At 64.9% G+C, this 18,866-nt stretch carries 24 protein-coding genes; 16 read left to right on the forward strand and 8 right to left on the reverse strand.

Annotated features, from left to right (window positions below):
• Nucleotides 1-272 precede the first annotated feature (272 nt).
• The 3 genes from KBZ33_RS18335 (at nucleotide 273) to KBZ33_RS18345 (ending at nucleotide 2,795) form a co-directional block, all read left to right on the forward strand.
• Nucleotides 273-1,124, forward strand: a complete 852-nt coding sequence (locus KBZ33_RS18335; protein WP_254954854.1) for a DUF6602 domain-containing protein — start codon at nucleotides 273-275, stop codon at nucleotides 1,122-1,124.
• A gap of 124 nt (nucleotides 1,125-1,248) precedes the next feature.
• A complete protein-coding gene (locus KBZ33_RS18340) occupies nucleotides 1,249-1,725 on the forward strand; it encodes a hypothetical protein (protein WP_254954853.1) in 477 nt (158 codons plus the stop codon).
• Nucleotides 1,726-2,306: 581 nt separating this feature from the next.
• Nucleotides 2,307-2,795, forward strand: a complete 489-nt coding sequence (locus KBZ33_RS18345; protein WP_254954851.1) for a YchJ family protein — start codon at nucleotides 2,307-2,309, stop codon at nucleotides 2,793-2,795.
• A gap of 34 nt (nucleotides 2,796-2,829) precedes the next feature.
• Here the strand turns inward: KBZ33_RS18345 and KBZ33_RS18350 are convergent, their stop codons facing one another.
• The 8 genes from KBZ33_RS18350 to KBZ33_RS18385 all read right to left on the reverse strand — a co-directional run bounded on the left by KBZ33_RS18350 (nucleotide 2,830) and on the right by KBZ33_RS18385 (nucleotide 10,668).
• Nucleotides 2,830-3,459, reverse strand: a complete 630-nt coding sequence (locus KBZ33_RS18350; RefSeq protein ID WP_254954850.1) for a sigma-70 family RNA polymerase sigma factor — start codon at nucleotides 3,457-3,459, stop codon at nucleotides 2,830-2,832.
• 3 nt (nucleotides 3,460-3,462) lie between these two features.
• Complete coding sequence (locus KBZ33_RS18355) at nucleotides 3,463-5,166, reverse strand: terminase (RefSeq protein ID WP_254954849.1); 1,704 nt, start codon at nucleotides 5,164-5,166, stop codon at nucleotides 3,463-3,465.
• Nucleotides 5,166-5,738, reverse strand: coding sequence for a hypothetical protein (locus KBZ33_RS18360; RefSeq protein WP_254954848.1), 573 nt, complete (start codon nucleotides 5,736-5,738; stop codon nucleotides 5,166-5,168). The genes KBZ33_RS18355 and KBZ33_RS18360 overlap by 1 nt, the downstream gene beginning before the upstream one ends.
• Nucleotides 5,731-6,282, reverse strand: coding sequence for a crossover junction endodeoxyribonuclease RuvC (locus tag KBZ33_RS18365; RefSeq protein WP_254954847.1), 552 nt, complete (start codon nucleotides 6,280-6,282; stop codon nucleotides 5,731-5,733). The genes KBZ33_RS18360 and KBZ33_RS18365 overlap by 8 nt, the downstream gene beginning before the upstream one ends.
• Nucleotides 6,282-6,668, reverse strand: a complete 387-nt coding sequence (locus KBZ33_RS18370; protein ID WP_254954846.1) for a hypothetical protein — start codon at nucleotides 6,666-6,668, stop codon at nucleotides 6,282-6,284. Before KBZ33_RS18370 ends, KBZ33_RS18365 begins: the two co-directional genes overlap by 1 nt.
• A 97-nt stretch (nucleotides 6,669-6,765) precedes the next feature.
• Nucleotides 6,766-7,491: a hypothetical protein gene (locus KBZ33_RS18375; RefSeq protein ID WP_254954845.1), complete on the reverse strand. Its 726-nt coding sequence runs from the start codon at nucleotides 7,489-7,491 to the stop codon at nucleotides 6,766-6,768.
• 333 nt (nucleotides 7,492-7,824) lie between these two features.
• Nucleotides 7,825-10,446, reverse strand: a complete 2,622-nt coding sequence (locus tag KBZ33_RS21685; protein WP_254954844.1) for a DUF3987 domain-containing protein — start codon at nucleotides 10,444-10,446, stop codon at nucleotides 7,825-7,827.
• 36 nt (nucleotides 10,447-10,482) lie between these two features.
• On the reverse strand, nucleotides 10,483-10,668 hold the full coding sequence (locus KBZ33_RS18385) for a hypothetical protein (RefSeq protein ID WP_254954843.1): 186 nt from the start codon (nucleotides 10,666-10,668) through the stop codon (nucleotides 10,483-10,485).
• A gap of 183 nt (nucleotides 10,669-10,851) precedes the next feature.
• Here KBZ33_RS18385 and KBZ33_RS18390 point away from each other — a divergent pair, with 183 nt between their 5' ends.
• The 13 genes from KBZ33_RS18390 to KBZ33_RS18450 all read left to right on the forward strand — a co-directional run bounded on the left by KBZ33_RS18390 (nucleotide 10,852) and on the right by KBZ33_RS18450 (nucleotide 18,752).
• A complete protein-coding gene (locus KBZ33_RS18390; RefSeq protein WP_254954842.1) occupies nucleotides 10,852-11,331 on the forward strand; it encodes a hypothetical protein in 480 nt (159 codons plus the stop codon).
• A 95-nt stretch (nucleotides 11,332-11,426) separates the two neighbouring features.
• Nucleotides 11,427-12,140, forward strand: coding sequence for an XRE family transcriptional regulator (locus KBZ33_RS18395; RefSeq protein WP_254954841.1), 714 nt, complete (start codon nucleotides 11,427-11,429; stop codon nucleotides 12,138-12,140).
• 85 nt (nucleotides 12,141-12,225) lie between these two features.
• Nucleotides 12,226-13,167 carry a hypothetical protein gene (locus tag KBZ33_RS18400; RefSeq protein ID WP_254954840.1) on the forward strand — a complete coding sequence of 314 codons (942 nt, stop codon included), beginning with the start codon at nucleotides 12,226-12,228 and terminating at the stop codon, nucleotides 13,165-13,167.
• Nucleotides 13,164-13,397, forward strand: coding sequence for a hypothetical protein (locus KBZ33_RS18405; protein WP_254954839.1), 234 nt, complete (start codon nucleotides 13,164-13,166; stop codon nucleotides 13,395-13,397). Before KBZ33_RS18400 ends, KBZ33_RS18405 begins: the two co-directional genes overlap by 4 nt.
• Nucleotides 13,387-13,977 (forward strand): hypothetical protein, encoded by a 591-nt coding sequence (locus KBZ33_RS18410; protein ID WP_254954838.1) that lies wholly within the window; start codon nucleotides 13,387-13,389, stop codon nucleotides 13,975-13,977. Before KBZ33_RS18405 ends, KBZ33_RS18410 begins: the two co-directional genes overlap by 11 nt.
• The gene (locus KBZ33_RS18415) at nucleotides 13,977-14,312 is read left to right on the forward strand and encodes a hypothetical protein (RefSeq protein WP_254954837.1); all 336 of its coding nucleotides are present in this window, start codon (nucleotides 13,977-13,979) and stop codon (nucleotides 14,310-14,312) included. The genes KBZ33_RS18410 and KBZ33_RS18415 overlap by 1 nt, the downstream gene beginning before the upstream one ends.
• A complete protein-coding gene (locus KBZ33_RS18420; RefSeq protein ID WP_254954835.1) occupies nucleotides 14,309-15,118 on the forward strand; it encodes a BRO family protein in 810 nt (269 codons plus the stop codon). Before KBZ33_RS18415 ends, KBZ33_RS18420 begins: the two co-directional genes overlap by 4 nt.
• Nucleotides 15,115-15,963, forward strand: a complete 849-nt coding sequence (locus KBZ33_RS18425; RefSeq protein ID WP_254954834.1) for a KilA-N domain-containing protein — start codon at nucleotides 15,115-15,117, stop codon at nucleotides 15,961-15,963. The genes KBZ33_RS18420 and KBZ33_RS18425 overlap by 4 nt, the downstream gene beginning before the upstream one ends.
• Nucleotides 15,964-16,001: 38 nt before the next feature.
• A complete protein-coding gene (locus KBZ33_RS18430) occupies nucleotides 16,002-16,199 on the forward strand; it encodes a helix-turn-helix domain-containing protein (protein WP_255011893.1) in 198 nt (65 codons plus the stop codon).
• 75 nt (nucleotides 16,200-16,274) lie between these two features.
• Nucleotides 16,275-16,559 (forward strand): AbrB/MazE/SpoVT family DNA-binding domain-containing protein, encoded by a 285-nt coding sequence (locus KBZ33_RS18435; RefSeq protein WP_254954832.1) that lies wholly within the window; start codon nucleotides 16,275-16,277, stop codon nucleotides 16,557-16,559.
• 13 nt (nucleotides 16,560-16,572) lie between these two features.
• The gene (locus KBZ33_RS18440) at nucleotides 16,573-16,995 is read left to right on the forward strand and encodes a type II toxin-antitoxin system VapC family toxin (RefSeq protein ID WP_254954831.1); all 423 of its coding nucleotides are present in this window, start codon (nucleotides 16,573-16,575) and stop codon (nucleotides 16,993-16,995) included.
• A 4-nt stretch (nucleotides 16,996-16,999) separates the two neighbouring features.
• Complete coding sequence (locus KBZ33_RS18445) at nucleotides 17,000-18,340, forward strand: DUF6880 family protein (RefSeq protein ID WP_254954830.1); 1,341 nt, start codon at nucleotides 17,000-17,002, stop codon at nucleotides 18,338-18,340.
• Nucleotides 18,341-18,497: 157 nt separating this feature from the next.
• Nucleotides 18,498-18,752 (forward strand): helix-turn-helix domain-containing protein, encoded by a 255-nt coding sequence (locus KBZ33_RS18450; protein ID WP_254954856.1) that lies wholly within the window; start codon nucleotides 18,498-18,500, stop codon nucleotides 18,750-18,752.
• The last annotated feature ends 114 nt before the right edge of the window (nucleotides 18,753-18,866 follow it).

Consider the following 18,866-nt stretch of genomic DNA (forward strand, 5'->3'; position numbering starts at 1 on the left):
GCCCGTTCGCAACCAGAACTGGCCTGCTGGGCAGTCTGCGTGCCTAAACTGGAGAGTGCAACAGCTCAACCGGTTCGTGCTGCCGGCTGTAGGACATTTCACCTAGGGCAGAAGCCAAAGAAAACCTAAAAAATGGCCTGATTCTTCTGCAGTGGGCCCAGGGCCTCAACGTTGCAGGCTTGTTCAACTGCGGATAGATCGTGGCTGCGCACGATCTATCCATATTCGTTAGGCGTCAGATGTATTACTGTTCACTATTAGGAGATGACCAAGTGAATCATGCCTTCTCAGCACTGCTCAACGAAAGAATCGAACTTTTTAACTATTCTTTTACTGCAGCGGCGCGTCAGGCTTTCGTCGATCCGGCAACGGGCAAGCTCTTTCATGCAGGAGAGTTCGGGACGTACCGAGAAGGCATTCTTCGAGACTTCATGCGGCTATGTATCCCTGCGCGTCTCGATATTGGTACAGGTTTTCTAATAAATAGCGCAGGAGAGGTTTCTACGCAGGCCGACATTGTTATCTATGACAGATCTGCTGCTCCTCGTGTTGAGTCAAACGAGCATCAGCGCTTTTTTCCTGTTGAAGGGGTATGCGCGATTGGCGAGGTAAAGAGTCGTCTTTCCAAAACCGGCTTACGTGAAGCACTTAACAAACTCGCTCGCGTTAAGGCTAAAGCTGATCATGTATCCTCCACGATTCCGATTCATCGTGATAGAGCGGTCGTAGCAAGGCCCTTCAGTCGCGAGACAGAAGAATATGATCAACTCTTCTCTTTTATTGTCTGCGAAGGTTTTGATTTTGACCCTAGCTCGCTCGTCAGCGAAGTTACTGGCTGGTACGAGAAAGACATTAAGAACCATAATATGCACAATCTGGTACTAAGCACCTCGGACGGCCTTCTTTTATATGTAGACAAGAATGACAAGTCTTGGATGTATCCATCTACTCCTACATGGCAAGTAAAGAACAGATTCATCAGGGCCAACGAGAACAAGTACGTTCACTTCCACTTTTTCTGCGGCTACATGTACAATGCGACATCTTCTGCAACAGTTCTCTTCCCTGAAATGTCCGCCTACATGCCTCCTGTCTCGGGTGGGTCTAACCAGGATGAGGCCTAACAGCATCATTCACCCGTCCCGGTCCAAGGAACTTGCCTTTGGCAGAAGTTGCTTCGGGCGGGTGATGATGAGCGTTAGAAGCAAATACATGGACCCAAGGCAGGCTGCCTAGATATTGCAAGACATGAAGATTATTGAGCCTGGTCAGAAATCCATGATGAAATCAATTTTCTCAAGGAAAGCGATGATTTCCAAGCGTTTTGTCCGTGCCTTTAGCGCTGCTGCACTAATAATCGCCTGCATCGCAGGACTGGCCATCCCGCGTCATGCTGTTGCCCAAGCAGCGCAGCAACACTCCCAATCAATGTGGGTGACGGTGAGACGTTATGAGGGAATTCCTGATTCCGGTAAGGCGGCACGGCTGGTTGGAGAATCATTTATACCTATGATCTCCAGAATACCAGGATTTATCGAGTACTTCTTCGTGGATGCAGGCAATGGGGTGATGGTCTCAACCAGTGTATTCAAGACAAGCGCAAGTGAGGAAGAATCTACCATGAAGGCTAGGCAGTGGATATTGAACAATCCAGAAGCCACTGCTGCACTTCCGAATCCACCGCAGATCACAGCCGGAAAAGTTGTGGGCTACAAAGGCAAATAGGATGTTTCTAGGGCATTGATAACACATTGTTTTACACAAGCAGATGTACACAGGCATCTCAGATCTGATTCAGAGTTGACTACATACTCCTTAGCCGGTGATATCAGCATGGGTTTGAGGTCGGCGGAATCGCAACCTGCACATACCTGAATGCGCTCTTATCCTCTCGTAACCAATCTCGACCTAATCATTTTTCGCGAGGTAATTCCGGATGTCCTGATACGCTAGGCGCTTTTGATGCTTGGGATCCTGATCACTTCTAACATCGCCATTCACCTGAGCCGCCGCCGTATGGCCACCTCCGTGGCTGAAAACAATCTGCGGCCAGGTGATGGCGAGCGTCACGCCTCCCCCACCTCAATCGCCACCACCCGCTGACTACAAGCCACCACAATCTCCCCCCACCGCTCTCTGCTGAACCCCAGCCGCTTCGACAGCTCGCCAGCGAGAGTTCCCAGCCGCAGCCATTTCTGGCCCCCGGGCATGCAGCTCGTCGTGCCAGACAGTCGTCTGGTCCCCTTTCCCCTTGGCTCCAGACCTAAGTCTGTGGCGCACCAGAATGGTGCTCCAGAGCTCCACCCATGCCCCCTGTTTCCGGCGTACCCCTGGGCTTCGGCCGACAATCCTCTTCGCCCGAGCCAGCGGCCTGCCCTTGTGGCGGTAGTGCCTACAGCAACTGCTGCGGGCCATTGATTGCGGCAGAGCAGTTGGCGGCCACGGCCGAGCAGCTGATGCGGTCTCGATACAGCGCCTTTGCCCTGGCGGCCAAGGATCCAAAGGCGATTGAGCATCTGCTGCGCACTCATCCTGAAACCGGCCAGACGGCAGCGGCTCGTCGCAAGGCTCTGAAGGAAAGCTGCCGCAACATCCAGTGGCTCAGCCTCAAAGTGCTGGATTGCCAGGACGGCGGTGTACTCGATAAGTACGGGACGGTGACCTTTGAGGCCCGCTGGCGCGATCGCGATCGGCGAGAAGGCGTGCTCAAGGAGTGTTCTCGTTTCGGTCGTGGAGAGTCCGACGAGTGGCTTTATCTCAAGGCCCTCAGCCTCGGTGATGTCACCGCAGGCTGAACACAAAAGCGGCATTGGCTGCGGTCACCATCTATCAATCTGCGTCAGAGCACTCCACTCCCCACGCCACCACCCGCTGACTGCAGGCCTCCACAATCTCTCGCCACCGCTCCGCACTGACCCCCAGCCGCCCCGGCACCTCCGCGGCCTCCACCCCCAACCGCATCAGCTTCAACCCTCTGGCATGTAGCTCCCGCCAAGAGGCCGGTACCTTGATCAGGAAGCCCTTATCCCGGAGGTAGTGATACACCTCCCCATTCGCATAGGTGCGGGCATAGGGCCGAAAGGATCCCCGCTCCGGTGAGTAGCGGCGAGCGGCCTGGAGGATGCCGAGCATGGCGATCTGCTCAATGTCTTCCTTGGGGTGACCGGTGCGGCGCGAGATGTTGCCGGCCACCGTCTTGGCGATGTCGAGGTGCTGCAGCGCCAGGGCATTAGCGGCGGCATGAGGGTTTACCGGCCGGTGCCGCCGCGGCTTGGCCGGGAAGGCGATCACCAGCTGAACGGCCTGTTGGCTGGGCTCGGGCCGCGCGCGCTGGGGGCGGCGCGGTCGACGCGCCACGCAGGTCACCACCACGGGCGGCCGCAGCGGCAGGGCCAGCTGGCCGGCGGCTACGCGGCAGGCCGGAGTTCGCAGGGGCCGCTGAGCGCTGGCGACCGTCATCGCTCAGCGGCTGAAGACCATCGGCACCGGGGAGGTGCCATAGCCCCGACCCCGCCAGAACTGGGTCTCGATCCAGAGCACGCCCTGGCAGAAGGCATCCACCTGATCGTCGACACCGCCCCTGGGCGAGAAGGCCAGCAGCTCATCGATCAGCGAGTCGGCTTTGCGGGCAAAGCGCACCTGCCCCGCCTCCACCAGCGGGGCGACGGCATGGGCGCGGGAGGCTTTGCTGCCCTTGGGCGGAATGGCGATCAGCCCCGGCACCTGGCGCTTGAGCAGCTGGCAGACGGCCGGGCCATTGGCGGCGTCCTCGATCAGCACCGCATGGGGCCGCAGGCCCTGGCGTTCCAGGGAGGCCAACGAGGCCAGCAGGAACTTGATCACCCCCGGCAGGTCCAACCGCTGGCGGTGGGCCCAGAGCGCCTCGATCTGCAGCTCCGCCCAGGGGTCCTGCACGGCGGCGGGGGTGTGAATCAAATTCACCCCCCTTGGCGACCCTTGAGCCCCGGCGGCATTGGCTGCCAGCGCCAGGCCCTGCCGCCGCGCCTCCGCAGCCGGATGCCGCTGCGGCTCCAGCAATCCGAGCAGGGCAAAGCCACAGGCGTCGTTGTCCTTGCCGTCCTTGAAGCTCAGGTCGCAGCTCAGCACCAACGGCGCGTAGCGCCGGGGCTGGCCAGGGGCGACAGGCAGGGGCGGCTGGAGCCACTGCTTGCGGAACAGCAGGCCCTCGGCCGGGCTGGGGCGCTGCTGGTAGAGCGCATTCCACCAGTAGGAGCCCAGGCGAGTTCGGATGCGTTGCAGCACCGCCAGCGGCACCCGCTCCGGGCAGAGGGGCTCACCGGGCTGGCGCCAGTCCGGAACGCGGGTGCAGGTGGGCGGGATCGGCATCGCGATGCTGATCGGCTCAGCGATCGCCGGGAGGTTCAGCACCGTCCAGTGCTCGGGGTTCTCCTCGGCCTCTTGCTCCAGCAGCCAGGCGGTCATGTCGTGGTGGTCCCAGCGGGTCTGCACCACCACCTGCGCTGCTGGCAGCAACGCCCCGTCGCCCGTGAGGCCAGGTTCGGCTCGGGTGAACCAGACGCTCTTGAGCCAGTCGATCAGTCGCTCCCGCTGCAGCGCTGACTTGGCGTCCTCGGGGCCCTTGTAGGGGTCGTCGATGATCCCGAGGTTGTAGCCCTTGCCCGTGAACGGGCCCCTCACGCCGGCGGCGATGCAGCCGCCCCGCTGGGGCGTCAGCCAGTTGCCGACGGCGGCTGAATCCTTGGAGAGGGGATGGCCGGTGCTGCGGTAGTAGTGGCGCGCCTCGCGGCTGTGGGCATAGGCCAGCTCCGCCGAATAGGAGGCGATGGCGCAGAACAGCTGGGGGTGACGGCTCACCCAGTAGGCGGGGAACAGGCGCGATACCAGCTGACTTTTTCCGTGGCGGGGAGGTGTGCAGACGATCAGACGGGTCAGCTGACCATCGGCCACCTGCTGGAGCAGGTCGATGAGCAGCTCGGACAGCCGGTGGAACTGAAAGCTGGGGAAGGCGGCGAGGATGAAATCCCTGAACAGCAGCCCTTGGCGCGTAGTTGTCGCCCGGTCAGGGTCGGGAACACCCAGCAGGCCCCAGTCGGCCCAGAGGTCCGTCGCGGGGTCCAGTAGCAGCCCGCCCGCACTGGGCAGGCTTGGAGCCTTGGGGCGGAGGGTGGAGGCGATACGGCCCATCAGCTTTTCGCCCCGCCCCCATGGGGATCCGGTGCCTTGATCGGTGCCCGCAGCAGCCCACCGATCTCGGCGATCACCCGGAAGGCACCCACCGCCGCCGAGAACTGCTCAGCCTCCATCGCCCGGCGGGCGCATTCGTTCAGGGCAAAAATCTGCTCGGCCTGGTGGCGGCGGCGGTCGGAGATCAGCTCCTCCACCATCCGCTCACGGGCGAGGTTGAGGTAGCGGTTAATCGTCTGGGTGTTGTGAACCCCCCAGTTCTGACCAGCGTTTTCCAGAATCTGCACCAACGGCAGCCGTTGCGCGATCCACAGCTGGGCCTCGGCGATGCGGCGTTCGATCTCCAGACGGCTGGGCCTGGGGACCGGATTCTCCTTGCGCCCCTGACGTGGTGGATTGCCAGGACCGACGGGTCTGCTGGGATCCACCCCCTGGGGGCTGCTGATCGGGTTGCCTTCGTCGTCCTCCGTGCTGGCGGAGGAGCGCAGCAGATCAATCGCATCGGCCGGTGCCTGATGGGGAGGCGGACTGCGCAGCGGCCGGCGGCCACGGCCATGGCGGCGCTCAGCCATCGCAGCCCCCGGCGGTGGCAATCGTCCAGTGCAGCAGCGCAAGGGCATCGGCCTCGTTGTCGTCCACCGGGCTGTGGCCCAGGGCCCGGACGGCGGCAATCACCTGCACCTTGCTGGCGTTGCCCTTGCCGGTGATGAAACGCTTGATCGTCCCGACCGGAACGCCCTGATAGGGGAGGCGGTGGTGCTCACAAAAGGAACCGAGCTGGCCGAGGAAGCCGCCGTAGGCATGGGCCGCATCGACGCCAGCGTGACGGCGCACCTCTTCAAAGACCACCTGATCGATCGCCAGGCCAGCTGAGGCGTCAGAAGCCTGGCTCAGCTCCATGAGCCAGCGCTGGAAGCGCAGAAAGCGCATGCCGCCCCCCTCGTAGCGCTGAGGCCGGAACGGCTGGCTGCCGCTGCAGATGCGGCCACTGCGCTCCTGCAGCGCCCAGCCGGTGCGAGTGCCCAGATCCAGGGCCAGCAACGCCGTGCCTGGCGCCAGAGCCGAGTGGGCAGCAGCCTGGGCCGCCAGGCTGAGGAGAGCGGCGGAGCTGCTCATCAGGTGCCAGGGAGCTTGATCGTCCAGAACGGCCGGCCATGACGGCGGACGGCGCTGCCGTTGCCCTCGGCCGTCCTGCGGGCGAGCTTGAGCTGCTGCTCCAGGGCCAGCACCGCCTCGGGGTAAGTGAACTGCACCCGGCCCGGGCTCCAGGAGAAGGCGGTGTCGTTGAAGTGGAAGGAGGCGTCCACATCACCGCGCTCATGCAGCTGCTGCAGCTGATCAAGCAGGACGCCCAGCTGATCGTCGAGCGAGCGCTGCTGGCGCTTGATGGCGACCATGGCCGCGAGCAGGCGATCGATCGCTTCCTCCCCCTCGCCAAGGGAGGCCAGCAGGACATCAGCGGAAGGCGTGACAACGGACTCAGATTCGGCGACAGAGGCCATCTCTCCCACCCGCGAGTCGACCGACCCAGCAACAAAAGCAATCATCCTGCCTCAGGAATTTGAGGAGAGTTTAGCGGCTCAGCAAGTGAGCCCTTGATCAGAACGGCCAGTGGGCTTCTGCGTAGGCGGTGTAGGCCGCCGCCCAGGCCACCAGGCAGTCCTGACGGCTGTAGAGCGGTGAGAAGGAGGTGCCACCGGGCCGGCACCAGATCGTCTGGCCGTAGTCGATCCAGTGGCCGTGACTCCACTCCAACGCCATGTAGCCCCCGAGCTGGGCGCGGGTGCAGTAGGTGCTGCCGTTGGCGCCGAGGCTCTTGAGATCCGCCAGCACCCGCGCCGGCCCGTTCACGCCCTGGGCCCGGCCCTGCGGGATCGGCAGTTGGTCGTCGAGGAAGGCGGTGTCGTAGGTGCCGGCGACGTTGCGCACCAGGCAGCAGGTGGCGCGCTCCGAGGCGATCACCTCCACCTGCTCCCAGCGCTCATGGGTGAGCAGGGGATGGATCCAGTCGCTGTAGTCGCCGTCCGCCAGCTCGCCCAGTTCGGCCAAGGGGTCACCCGATGACGGAGGCACGGGCTCCAGCTCGGCTTGCTGCCATGCGGTTGGCCGCCGCGCCGTGAGGAAGAGCTCCATGGCCCGGTGGCAGGCATTTCCCCGCGGCGCCCACACCTCCCGCGTCGCCTCGATCCGACCCATGGCGAACTCCCCCTTGCCGTGGGCCAGCACCCCAGTGATCGAGACCGGGAAGAGGTGGTCATCCAGCCAGTAGCGGTGTTCCGGATCGCGGCGCTCCAGGCCGGGGATGGGGGTGAGCCAGGTGGTCATCAGTGGTGGGCTGCTGAGGAGTGAAGGGATGCGCCGCCTCGGGACGAGGTCCGCAGTGCCCGGTGTTTGCCGATCGTCCGGCGTTTGCCGACGTGGGGATCGGCAATCAGATCGACTGCGGCACAGCTGATCTCGCTGGTTGCCGATTTGCCGATTTGCCGACACCCCCCATGCGTGTCTGCGAGATGAGCCCTTGGGAGGCAGGAGATCAGCGGGAAAGAGGAGAAAGGATCGGCAAACATCATCTTTTCCCTCACTTCCATTCTCCTGCAGGGGATCTCGTTGCCGATCGCCTATCGGCAAACTGTCGGCAACAGATCGGCAAATCGGCAGTCACGGCAGTTCTCCGGTCGCTTTGTAGGTGGGGGTCCCGCGCTTGCTGTGCTCCACCTCGCCGACGCCAAGGTCCGCCAGGGCTTCCATCGCAGCCGCCGCGACAGCGGAGTCGATGTCTCGGCGCTGCGCCTTGGTGAGGCGCTTGGCGATGTCGTGCCAGGAAGCCACGCCCTTAGCATGAGCGATGCCATGGATCAACCGCATCAGGTCGTTGGCGCCCTCGGCCACCTTCTGGTGCAGGCCCATGGTCCAGGTGTTGATGTGATCGACCAGGACGCAGGCCCTCTCCATCACCTCGACCGACACCTGCTGGCTGTGCCAGCCATCGGTGCAGCCCTGGTGCAGCAGGTGAAGAAGGGCAGCGACGCGGAGCGCTTTGCCGGCAGCCTTGCCGATCAACGCCCCCTGCGCGGGGATGGTGGTGCGGTGCACATCCGCCTGGCAGCGGGCCTCGTAATGGACGAAATACCGGCGCGCGTCAGGCGCAAGCGCCAGGGACAGGCGCGGCTTGGTGTACACAAAGCGGCAAAGCGACTCCAGCAGCTGGCTGGCCCAGCTGGCTTCCTGCTGTTCCTGCTCCGTCTCGAACTCCGGCAGCGGCACCACCCGCTCGGGGAGGGGAATGAACAGGAAGCGCGCCCAGAGGCCCGAAGCATCGCCGTTGGCCACGAGCGCCTCGAGGATCGCCGGCTGGATCGTGCCGCAGATCGAGAGCTGGCAGCGTTCGTAGAAGCGACCACCACCGGCTTTGGTGATTCGCAAGGAGGAGAAGCCAGAGCCGTCGTAGGCCTCCAGCAGTTGTTCTTCATCTGAGCCACGACCGGAGCGGTAGGCATTGAGGTTGCCGAACATGCCGGCCAGCTCATCGCGATGGATCAGCAGACCCAGGCCCCGTTCCTCCTGTAGCTGCAGCTGTTCCGCCAGTGCCTCGGCGGTGAAGTCAGACACCATCAGATGGACCGCCCTGGGTTCGGGTGTGCGCTCGCTGGCTTTTACAGCGCGGTTCTGCTCCTCCCAGTCCCGGTAAGCGCGCTTGTTCTGTCTGGCTAGATCGAGGCGCAGCTCATGCAGCGGATCCAGCACCAGCAGGCGCGAGACGGGCGTTTTCTTGGCGCCGGAGCGTGCGACGAGAGCGCCGTAGAGGTTGAGTGGCACCCGATAGCTGGCCGCTTCTGAGGCGACAACCTGGGTGCCGAGCTTGACGACACCGGAGACGGCGACGAGAAAGCACATCAGCGCCGTGACGTCATCAGCCGGCAAGGAGCGGCAGCGGATGCGCAGCGCCGCCGCGAGCGACGGCGGGCAGATCCAGTCGAGCGTCAGGGCCTGCGACAGATCACAGCGATCCTGGGCCGCCTTGATCGTCGCCACCTCGGCGGCGATCGCCTGGGCCGCGTCCTGTTCGGCCTGGATGGTGCGCAGCAGGTTGCGCAGGTCATAGGCACTCCGGTCTGAGAGATCGGCGAGCTCAAGGAGCAGGGCCTCAAGGTCCTGGCGTGAGGCGCCATCGGTGACGGCCCGCTGCAGCCTCTCGCGCACCTGGTCGAGCGTGAGCGGGCCCGAAGAATCCTGTTGCCCTGGCTTGGAGGCGCCCGCCTCTGGTGTTGGATCGCGATGCGGCGGCGGCCGCTTGGCCTTGAGGTCCGCTCGGCTGATGTCAACGCCCCAGGTCTCGCGCAGAAAAGCCCAGGTGGAACCGGGGCTGATTTGGTTGGGAGTGCTCTGGAAGTAGCAGGGCAGATCGCGGATCTCCCTGCAGCAGGTCTCGCCGAGTAACTGCTGGGCAGCTGCGGAGCCGAGATCGATGTGCAGGCGCATCGCCAGCTTCATCAGCTGGTGGTACTGACCGGCGCCATGACGGAAGGGCGGAATCTTGAGCAGCGCCTCGCGCAGCTTTTCGGGTGGCCGCGGGGGTAGATCACCTGTGAGTCCGTCGTCCTGGGCCAGTCGCTGCAGTTCCGCGGATGGCGTGAACGGCTGCTCCGGTGGCGGCGGGCCGGCGAACTCATCGGGCTGCACCCATTGCGCCACCTGCTCCAGGGAGTAGCGGCTGCCGGCGGCGCTGTAGATGGTGGTCATCCCCAAGGCGGTGCCAGCAGCGCCGATGTAGCTGCCGCCGGGCAGGCGCATCACGCGCGAGGGGTTGCGGTTGGTGGAATCGGCGCCGGTGATTTCGATCAGTGCGGCCTGAATCGGAATCCACTGCGCCGGGAGGATCGGTTCATTGAGCACCCAGTAGAGGTGAGCCGACTTGCCGCCGGTGGTGATCGAGATGGTGGGTTCACCCAGCCCGTAGCGCTGCCAGGCAGAGAGCTGCCAGGGGACGGGCCTGTCGTCCCATTCCAGGAAGAAGGCGCGGCAGGCGGTGATCTGCCCGTCGTTGTCGCCGCCGTCGTTGACGACGAGGTAGACACCGCGGCCCTCCTGCTGCCAGCGGCTGGCGGCAGCAAGGTCGTAGGGGCCCTTGCGGGCCTTGATGCCATTGGGGCGGTGTTCCGGGTGCCACTTGTCGGGGTTGCCTCGATGCGGGAAGGCACGCAGACGAGCGGTGGCTGGATCTTTGCCCAGCAGGGAGAGGAACCGATCAGCCTGGGCCGCATCGATCGGCGACACGGTCACCACAGCAGCGGGATCGACGGATCGGCGAGAAGGTCATCACTGGCCATCGGTGGGCTTTGTGACGGCGACCTGGGCCTGCTCCTGCTCCTGCTGGATAAGGCGATCGAGAACGATGCGTAGGACGGCGGAGCGAGAGATGGAGCCTTGAGCGCGACGGTGATCGAGCCACTCGAGCTGGCGCTGGGTGACCACGACGGAGACGGGCTTGACGGGAGGAAACACAGAGGGCAGCCGATGCGGCGACAACAGACTGTGAGCATAAGTCTGCCCTTAGGAGGCTGAGCCTTTTCCAATCCAGAAAGATGCTGAGCTGGGCTCCCGACCGCGCCAGACCCAAGGCAGGGCAAGGGTCCCGCATGATTACGAAGACTTCTGTGGGCTCAGCATCCCAAGGCAACAGGCAGGGTGGAGCAAGACCTGCCGATCCGCTGCCGCGCCGAGGAGGTCGCCGACCAGCTGCGGCTGGTGGTCGCGGGTCTGCCGTTCCTGGCGGATCGGGCCTGGGATGAAGTGGGCTGTGGATTGATGCGGATCGAACTGCTCACGCTCTGGCGGATCGCGCTGCTGCTGAAACCCAAGGGTTCCGACGGTGGGCTGGACATGGGGTTGGCCTGGGTGGATCGGGCCGATGCCCCCGATGGCCGCTGCTGGGAGTACGGCTGCCAAAGGGATGACTGGACGCTGGGGCCGGACAGCCGGTTGGTGGACCCCCTGGAATTCCTGAGCGGAGAGGAACGAATCGAGCTGGAGTCGCTGCTGCGTGAGGCCCGCTGCTGGCCCGAGCCGATCATCAGCAATGAGCCAACGACAGCGTTGGTGCTGGAGGACCGGATCCGCAGCCGCCGGCCAACGCGGCGGCCAGCCCAGCGGCCGGTGCGCCGATAGAAGCCCCAACCTCACGATCCGTATCCGATCATGTATGCCCCTGGCTTGAGTGGCTGAGCCGGTCTTAGAGTTTGACCAATCAAGCCAAGGGGACGATGGCGAGCATGTTTCAGGCCTACGTGGACAGCCAGGCCGCAGCACGGGAAGACTTCGGGCGCATGCTGCGGCTCTGGCGGGAGCGCAACGGCTGGACCCAGTACACGGCCGAGCGCTGGGGCCGTGAGGCCGGCTTCCGGACGGTCTCCAGCGGCAACATCTCAATGGTGGAGCAGGGCAAGGCGGGGGATCTGCGTGCCCAGGCCCATTTCCAGCTGGCCGATGTGAATCGCCGCATCGCCGCAAAGGACTGGGGTCCGCTCAAGAGCCAGGAGATCCGCCAGGCCCTGGCGGAGGCCACCCCGATCCGCGGCGACGACGGCCAGGTGTGGGGACCAACCGAGTTCTGGAGCTGCTATGTCGGACTGCTGCCAGCACCGGAGGCCTTCCGGCGCCAGGCCAGCGAGCCGATGCCAGAGCTCAGCGCTGATCGAGCTGCGGAACTCTCGAGCCAGTGGCGGCAGCAGTTCACCCAGGAGGCCAGCCGGCGCGGCCTCGATCCGATCGAGACCTTGCAGGGCGTGGCCCGGCAGGCCCCGGCAGCGCAACGCAAGGGGCTGCGGTCCGTGCTCACCTCCTTCCGCGACTACGAGGCCGGTGAGCTGGCAGAGCTGTGGGCAGGGGAATGGCTGCCTGAGCGCTGGATTCGCCTCTGGAGCGAGGGCCTGGAGCCCTCCTCCGGCGGTGAGGATGGCAAGAAGGCCACGCCGTAATGAAAACCTGAGCGATGTATTGCGGCTCAGGCTCCTGAGCCTCTAAGGTGCCCGGAGAGCGGGCAACGGTCCCGCCGTCACTGCCATGTCACCCACCACCGCCGCAGGACCACCTGCCGCCGGGCGTCCCGCCGCCGTGCCAGAACCTGTCCATCGCGAGGGCACAGCTGATCCAGCGGCCCTGCTCCAGGGCCAGCGGGCCGCCGAATGCGAGCTGGCCGAGGCCCTCGCCCGTTTTCAGTCGGAGGTGACTCCGGCCGTCGAAATGTCCCTGCCCGCAGTCGTGGAGGCCGCCCGCGGCGCCTTCCGCCTGGGCTTTGCCTACACCTCCTGCCTCGGCCTCGATGACGACGGCCAGCCACTGCTGGAGGTGACGGTGTTGCACCGCGGCGGCGATCAGCTCAGCAGCCAGGTGCGCCTGAGCGCCGAGGAGGCCGAGCAGGAGTTCACTCAGGCAGCGCGGTTGCTGGCGCAGCTGCTGGGCATCCCGGTCCTTTCTGCGACCAAACAGCCTCAGCCATCTAAGGCTGAGGCATTAAAGAGGGGCGACTCAGCCCATGCCGGGCCTGCCGTAACGGCGGTCACGCCCGTAACGCCCGTAACTGTGCCCCCGTCACAGGAGCCCGAGTCGGCCATGGCGAGCGTGCCGACGCCCACCACGGCTTCCAGGCCCGCGGAAGCGACCCAGTCTCCGGAACCCACCCCAGCACCAGCCGCTCCTGCCGACACCATCGGTCCCGGCACTCCGGATGCCCCTGGCACCGAGGAGTCCCTCCGGCCCCTGGGGGAGGAGGAGAGGGAGACGCTGCTGGAGATGGTCCGCTCTTTGCGGCCGGTGGAGGCGAGGCGTCAGTTCCAGATCGCCTTCCGCCATCACTTCAACGTGCCCAAGGAAGCGCGCAGCATCGCCGGCTTCATCACCCAGCAGCGGCACAAGGATTTCGTCGATCGCTTTGAGCGCGAGCTCGCCGATCTGCCTCCCGCGCCGCCAGAAGCAACACCAGCACCGGCGGGGGATGGGGCATGAGCGACAGCACCTCCCGGCCCAATCGCCGCCCGCGCAGCTATGGCGAGCGCCCCTCGATCAGCCAGGACCGTCACTACGTGCAGGTGATGGTCTACGGCGACTGCCATCAGCGGCTGCGGGAGCTGATGGAGCGCCACAACCTCTCCGCCAGCGGTGCGGCCCATCACCTGATGCGGCTCGGCGCCGGCCTCAATCCCCTTCCTCCTCTCGATCAGCACCATGGCCACTGAAATCTTTTATTCCCCACTGGCAGAAGTGCGCTGGGCCCACCTAGTGGAGCCGCGGCAGCAGATGGACCCGGAGAAGCCGCTGGCCTGGTCCGTCGATCTACTCCTCCCCCTGGGAGAAGCCACCAGCCAGGCGTTCCTCGAGAAGCTGGAGCGTCAGTTTGTGGAAGCCCACGGCAGCAAGAAGCGCCGCAGCGATAAGGGCGAACCGTGGAAGCTCGATAAGGAGCAGCCCAACCAGCTGATGGTGGTGAAGTTCAAGGCGCAGCAGTTGACGCGCCGCGACGGCTCCCAGGCGAGCGGTCCGCGGTTGATCGACGCCAGTAAGCAGCCCTGGAATGGTGCCGCCATTGGTAACGGCAGCCGGCTGGTGATCGCCTATGTGATCCATGGCTGGGACCGGCCCGAGGGGGTGGGCATCACGCTCATTCCCCGTGCTGCCCAGGTGGTGCACTACGTGCCATATCAGGAGAGCGATCCCACCGAGGGATTCGCCGAGCAGGAGGGCTACAGCCAGGCAGAAGCGGCCCTGGGCGCTGGCGCCTACGACGAGTTCGCCAGCGACGAGGAGGTGCCGTTCTGATGGACAAGCTCCGTCCTGACGGCGTCAACCGTCGCCCAGCCCCCCAGCTTCCGGCCTTCTGCCGCACCCGCCGGCCGATCACCACCACCGTGCGGGTGAGCAGCTTGCAGCGACTGCTTTGGCTGCTCTGGCTGGTGTTGGCGCTGCAGCTGAGCACGATCCTGCTGCTCCTCGCCGGCCCAGTGCCGGCCCCCCTGCGGCCGCTGGCCGTGCCCCAGAACAACCCAATGACGGCAGCCCATCTCGCCCCCTCTATGGCGTTGCCCCCCGGGGCAGCGATCGCGTTACGGCAAGGCGCCCCACTCCCCACCGTCCCCTCGCCTTTGCAGCCATGAACAGCACGACCGCTCTGGTGCCCTATGCGTTCGAGGGGCACCGCATCCGGGTGAGCAGCGATCAACGCGGCGAGGCCTGGTTCGTCGCCGCCGATGTCTGTACCGCCCTGGCCCAGCACCCGATCGCCAGGGCGCTGACCAGCCTGCGGGAGGAGGAGCACTGCCTCCATTCCCAGGAGGGCCCCGGCAGCGAGGGCTGCACCCTTGCCCTGATCAATGAGGCCGGCCTGCTGCGCCTCCTGCTGATGGGCGACAGCCCGACGGCCTGGCGGATGCGGCGCTGGCTCACCCATGAGCTGCTGCCATCCCTGGAACGCCCTGCGGGTCGATCGAAGGAGCACCAGCAAGCCCGGGAAGGACTGCAGACCCAGACCGTGAAGGCGGTGCTGCGGCTGGCCGAGGAGATCGTCGAGCTCACCGGCGTCGGGTACGCCGATGCGCTCCTCGCTGCCATTGAGGACATCGACTCCAACACCGGCCTCCGCCTGTCCCCACTGCAACAGGTTTTGCGCGAAAACGGCCCTGCGGCCTCAGGTCATCGGCCCCGTCAGCTGGGAGATCCGCCGGTCAAGGCACGCCTGGATGCAGAGCAACTGGCCAAGCGGCTGGGCCGCACGATCCGCGATACCAACCGCAGCCTGGCCGCCTGCGGTCTGCAGCTGCGCAATGACGAGGACAACTGGCAGCTCACAGAAGCCGGCCGGGACTGGGGCATCGCCCTGCCGCGCTGCAGCCGGGGCGAGCGGCGACAACAGATCCTCTGGGATCCGGCGGTGCTGACGTTGCTGCAGGAGGCGATCCGATGACGCCCGCTGCACTGACCAGCGGCGCCGGCTGCCGCAAACGGAGCAACAGCGAACTGTCCTGTCCAACACCACCCCTTCTCACCATGGATCCGCACGCCCTTGTGTCCCGCTCCTGGAACGGCACCCCAATCGCACGGCGCACCAGCGACGGCTACGTCAATGCCACGGCGATGTGCAAGGCCAACGGCAAGCAGTGGAACGATTACTGGCGCACTGATCGGGCCACGACCTACCTGGAGGCCCTCGGCGCCGAAACGGGAATTCCCGTTTCCACGTTGTGTCTCAGCCTGAAAGGAGGCGCTCGCCAGGGCACCTGGGTCCATCCCCAGGTCGCGGTCGAGCTGGCTCGCTGGATCAGTGCTCCGTTCGCGGTGTGGATGGACAGCTGGTTCCTGGAGAGCGTCCAGCAGGCCACACCGGCCCCTGTGGAAACGACCCCGCCGAGGCGCAGGGAAGTGGAGGTGATCGCCCTGGTGGAGCGGAGCATCGGCTTGTTCGAGCGGCTCGGCGGCCTGGATCAGCGCGATCAGCTCCTGTTCAAGGACATCGTGCGCAGCAACGTGCTGTCCGCCAGCTCGGAGCAGGCGCTTCTGCCGGCCTTTGTCGCCGATGAGGAGTTGACCCTGGGTGATGCCTGGCTGGAGGTTTTTCAGCGGGTCTTGCCTCGCAGCCAGTCGTGCTCCGCAGGGAAGGTGGTGGCCAGGGCCTACCGCGAGGATTTCGGCCAGGAGCCACCCCTGCGTCAGCAGTACGTCGATGGTGCTCCCCGCCAGGTCAAGAGCTACCGCCGCTCCTGGTTGATCGACACCCTCAAGCGCTTCCGTGCCCAGCTGGCAGGTGGCTGATGGATTCGCCTACAACACCTGCACGTCAGCGAGTCTGGGTGACCACCGCCGAAGCCTGCGCTGCCCTTGGGATGAGCCGCGAGACCCTCCGCCAGCTGCGGCTGCGGGGGGTGTTGCAACCCGGCAAGCACTACCGCCGCTGGGGCTGCACCGAGGGACGGGGCCCGTTGCAATGGCACCTCGAGAACGTGGAGGCCACCATCACCGGTTGGAGCCGGCGGCATCTGCAGCACTGAAAGCCAGGAACCGGACGTAGAGTCGTGTTTCTACGGGTGGCCGGGAACGGCCCAAGGCGTTCCTTGACCCAGTCCATGCCCCAAGGTCGTTCAGCTGACGCCAGTCAGCACTTCCCGCAGGCGATCCGCCGCTGGGGGAACAGCCTGGCGGTCAGGCTCCCGGCCGATTGCTTGCGTCAGGCAGGGCTGCAGGAAGGCGATGAGATCGACATCGTCATTGGACCAGACGGCCGCCTGAGCCTGGAGCCTCTGCGCAAGCTGGATCGCTCTGCTCTGGCCACTGATCTGCGCCAGCTACAGGCAACCATGCCTATTACCCCTTCGGTGATCGAGGAATGCCGTAGCGGTGAACGCTGGTGACGCTGACCCATCGATGATCTATCTCGACACCAGCGTCGTGGTGGCTCTGCTGACCCCGGAAGAGAGCAGCTCGCGCGCCCTCGACTGGTTTGCGCAGTCCCGCGAATCCTTGATCAGCAGCGACTGGCTGATCACCGAAACCCACAGCGCCCTGGGCATGAAGCAGCGTGTTCACGGCCTCAGTGCTGAGGCACGCCAGGTCGCTGGTGAGCAATTCGAGCGCCTACTGCAGGGCGGCGTTGAACTACGTCCGTTGGACCGGGGCCGCTTCCGTCACGCTGCTGAACTGCTCCAGGATCCGGCCCTCGGCCTGCGCGCCGGTGACGCCTTGCATCTGGCGGTGGCGCTGCACAGCCGTTGCACCCAGCTGGCCAGCTTCGATATTCGGATGCAGCAGGCCGCCACGGTCCTGGGTTTGAGCCCCGCCCTGTCGTAGCTCAGTGGCCAGCAAGCGCACTCTCAACGCCAAGAACCTGGAAGCCCTGGGTGCTGCAGCGCTGGCGGAGCTGTTGATCGAGGTGAGTGGTGGCAACGCCGTGATCCAGCGGCGGCTGCGCCTTGCCCTGGCCGCAGGCGAAGGGACCGAAGGAGTCGTTCAAGAAGTTCGCAAACGCCTGACTGCGATCGATCGCTCCAGCACCTTTTTGGATTCGGGCAAACGCAAGGCTCTGGTGAGTGATCTGGAAGCCCAGCTCCAGGCGATCACCGGACAGGTCGCGACCGGTGATCCCAAGCAGGCCTTTGATCTCCTGCGGCGTTTCCTTGAACTCTCCGAGGGAGTGCTGGCGCGCTGCACAGACAGCACCGGAGTAGTGATCGGTGTGTTCGAACGGGCAGCCAAGCAGCTAGGACCGTTGGCCCAGGCCGCCCAGCTGGAGCCTGAAACCCTGGCGCAGCATGCCGCTGAGCTACTGGCGGAGAACACCTTTGAGCAGTTCGATGCGTTGGTGCCAGCGCTAAAAGACGCCCTGGGCGACTGGGGCCTGAAGCTGCTGGGGAGTTATTGCCGCCAGCGTGGCGCCCTCGACGGCAGCACGCACCTTCTCCAGATCGCTGTGGCCCGGGGAGATGTGGAGGGCTACCTGGCCCAGTTCGATGCCGAAGATCTGCTTTGGCGTGACATCGCCGCCAGCGTGGCCCAACACCTGCTGGCGTCCGGACGGGCGGAACAGGCCCTAGAGATCCTCGATGGAGCTACGGAAGATGCCGCAGGTTTTGAGGATGGGCAGTGGCACGACAGCCGCATCGCCGTGCTTGAGGCCCTGAACCGGCAGGCGGAAGCCCAGGAGATGCGCTGGCAGTGGTTCAGCAGGACCCTCTCGATCCCGCACCTGCGCGACTACCTCAAACACCTTGAAGCCTTTGAGGATGTGGAAGCGGAAGAGCGGGCCCTGCAGGTGGCCGAGCAGCACCCGATCAGCCTGCTGGGCCTGCACTTCCTGGTGGAATGGCCGGCACTCGCCCGCGCCGCACGCCATGTGCTGGCCCATCAGGACGAATGGGAGGGAGATGCCTACACGATTCACAGCGCAGCCGCCGAGCGTCTCAGTGCCGCCCATCCCTTGGCGGCCACTCTGCTGCTACGGCCGATGGTGTTCTTTGCGTTATGGATGGGCCGCGCCAATCGCTACCGCTACGCCGCCGAGCACCTCCGCACCTGCGAACAGCTAGCTGGCCGCATCGATGACTGGCAGGGGCATCCCGATCACTCGGGCTATTTGGAAAGCCTCCACAACATTTATGGAGCGAAGTTGGGGTTCTGGAAGCTGATGGAGCGATGAACTGGCCTGAAATTGAACCAAGTCACTCGGTTACCAACTCAATCACGGTTACGCGGTTTTCAAGTAACCTGGCTTTATGCGGAATCCAAGTGACCCCATGCCCTCAAGGGACCGTGCCACAGAAGACACAGCTCCCGAGGGCGAAGCTCCCGAGGGCATGGCGGCTCGAGAGCAGATCATCCGAATGCCAGCCCAGCTGGGCCAGCTGCTGATCGGCCTGCGCCGCCAACAGGGTCTCAGTCAGGCGGCGCTGGCTCAGAAGGCCGGCGGCATCAGCCAGGCACGTCTCTCGGCGCTGGAGCTCAATCCAGGGCGGTTCACCCTGGAGCGGTTGCTGCTGATCCTCGCCGCGCTTGATCTGGAGCTGGTGGTGCGGCCCCGCCTCCACAGCAAGGAACCGGCGGAGTGGTGATGGGTCGGCCCAGCCACACGCGGCAGCTGGCCGTCTGGATGAACGGGGAGCTGGTGGGGGAGTGGCGCGTGCCGGGACGGGGCCCGCAGGAGTTCCACTACGACCCTGCCTGGC

Source organism: Cyanobium sp. Cruz-8D1 (assembly GCF_024345975.1).
Taxonomy (GTDB): Bacteria; Cyanobacteriota; Cyanobacteriia; order PCC-6307; family Cyanobiaceae; genus Cyanobium.

What these genes read in the sequence shown, in the direction of transcription:
- KBZ33_RS18340 (WP_254954853.1), top strand. Translation starts at nt 1,249, where the DNA reads ATGAAGATTATTGAGCCTGGTCAGAAATCCATGATGAAATCAATTTTC.
- KBZ33_RS18345 (WP_254954851.1), top strand. Translation starts at nt 2,307, where the DNA reads ATGCCCCCTGTTTCCGGCGTACCCCTGGGCTTCGGCCGACAATCCTCT.
- KBZ33_RS18350 (WP_254954850.1), bottom strand. Translation starts at nt 3,459, where the DNA reads ATGACGGTCGCCAGCGCTCAGCGGCCCCTGCGAACTCCGGCCTGCCGC.
- KBZ33_RS18355 (WP_254954849.1), bottom strand. Translation starts at nt 5,166, where the DNA reads ATGGGCCGTATCGCCTCCACCCTCCGCCCCAAGGCTCCAAGCCTGCCC.
- KBZ33_RS18360 (WP_254954848.1), bottom strand. Translation starts at nt 5,738, where the DNA reads ATGGCTGAGCGCCGCCATGGCCGTGGCCGCCGGCCGCTGCGCAGTCCG.
- KBZ33_RS18365 (WP_254954847.1), bottom strand. Translation starts at nt 6,282, where the DNA reads ATGAGCAGCTCCGCCGCTCTCCTCAGCCTGGCGGCCCAGGCTGCTGCC.
- KBZ33_RS18370 (WP_254954846.1), bottom strand. Translation starts at nt 6,668, where the DNA reads ATGGCCTCTGTCGCCGAATCTGAGTCCGTTGTCACGCCTTCCGCTGAT.
- KBZ33_RS18375 (WP_254954845.1), bottom strand. Translation starts at nt 7,491, where the DNA reads ATGACCACCTGGCTCACCCCCATCCCCGGCCTGGAGCGCCGCGATCCG.
- KBZ33_RS18395 (WP_254954841.1), top strand. Translation starts at nt 11,427, where the DNA reads ATGGCGAGCATGTTTCAGGCCTACGTGGACAGCCAGGCCGCAGCACGG.
- KBZ33_RS18400 (WP_254954840.1), top strand. Translation starts at nt 12,226, where the DNA reads ATGTCACCCACCACCGCCGCAGGACCACCTGCCGCCGGGCGTCCCGCC.
- KBZ33_RS18405 (WP_254954839.1), top strand. Translation starts at nt 13,164, where the DNA reads ATGAGCGACAGCACCTCCCGGCCCAATCGCCGCCCGCGCAGCTATGGC.
- KBZ33_RS18410 (WP_254954838.1), top strand. Translation starts at nt 13,387, where the DNA reads ATGGCCACTGAAATCTTTTATTCCCCACTGGCAGAAGTGCGCTGGGCC.
- KBZ33_RS18415 (WP_254954837.1), top strand. Translation starts at nt 13,977, where the DNA reads ATGGACAAGCTCCGTCCTGACGGCGTCAACCGTCGCCCAGCCCCCCAG.
- KBZ33_RS18420 (WP_254954835.1), top strand. Translation starts at nt 14,309, where the DNA reads ATGAACAGCACGACCGCTCTGGTGCCCTATGCGTTCGAGGGGCACCGC.
- KBZ33_RS18425 (WP_254954834.1), top strand. Translation starts at nt 15,115, where the DNA reads ATGACGCCCGCTGCACTGACCAGCGGCGCCGGCTGCCGCAAACGGAGC.
- KBZ33_RS18435 (WP_254954832.1), top strand. Translation starts at nt 16,275, where the DNA reads ATGCCCCAAGGTCGTTCAGCTGACGCCAGTCAGCACTTCCCGCAGGCG.
- KBZ33_RS18440 (WP_254954831.1), top strand. Translation starts at nt 16,573, where the DNA reads ATGATCTATCTCGACACCAGCGTCGTGGTGGCTCTGCTGACCCCGGAA.
- KBZ33_RS18450 (WP_254954856.1), top strand. Translation starts at nt 18,498, where the DNA reads ATGGCGGCTCGAGAGCAGATCATCCGAATGCCAGCCCAGCTGGGCCAG.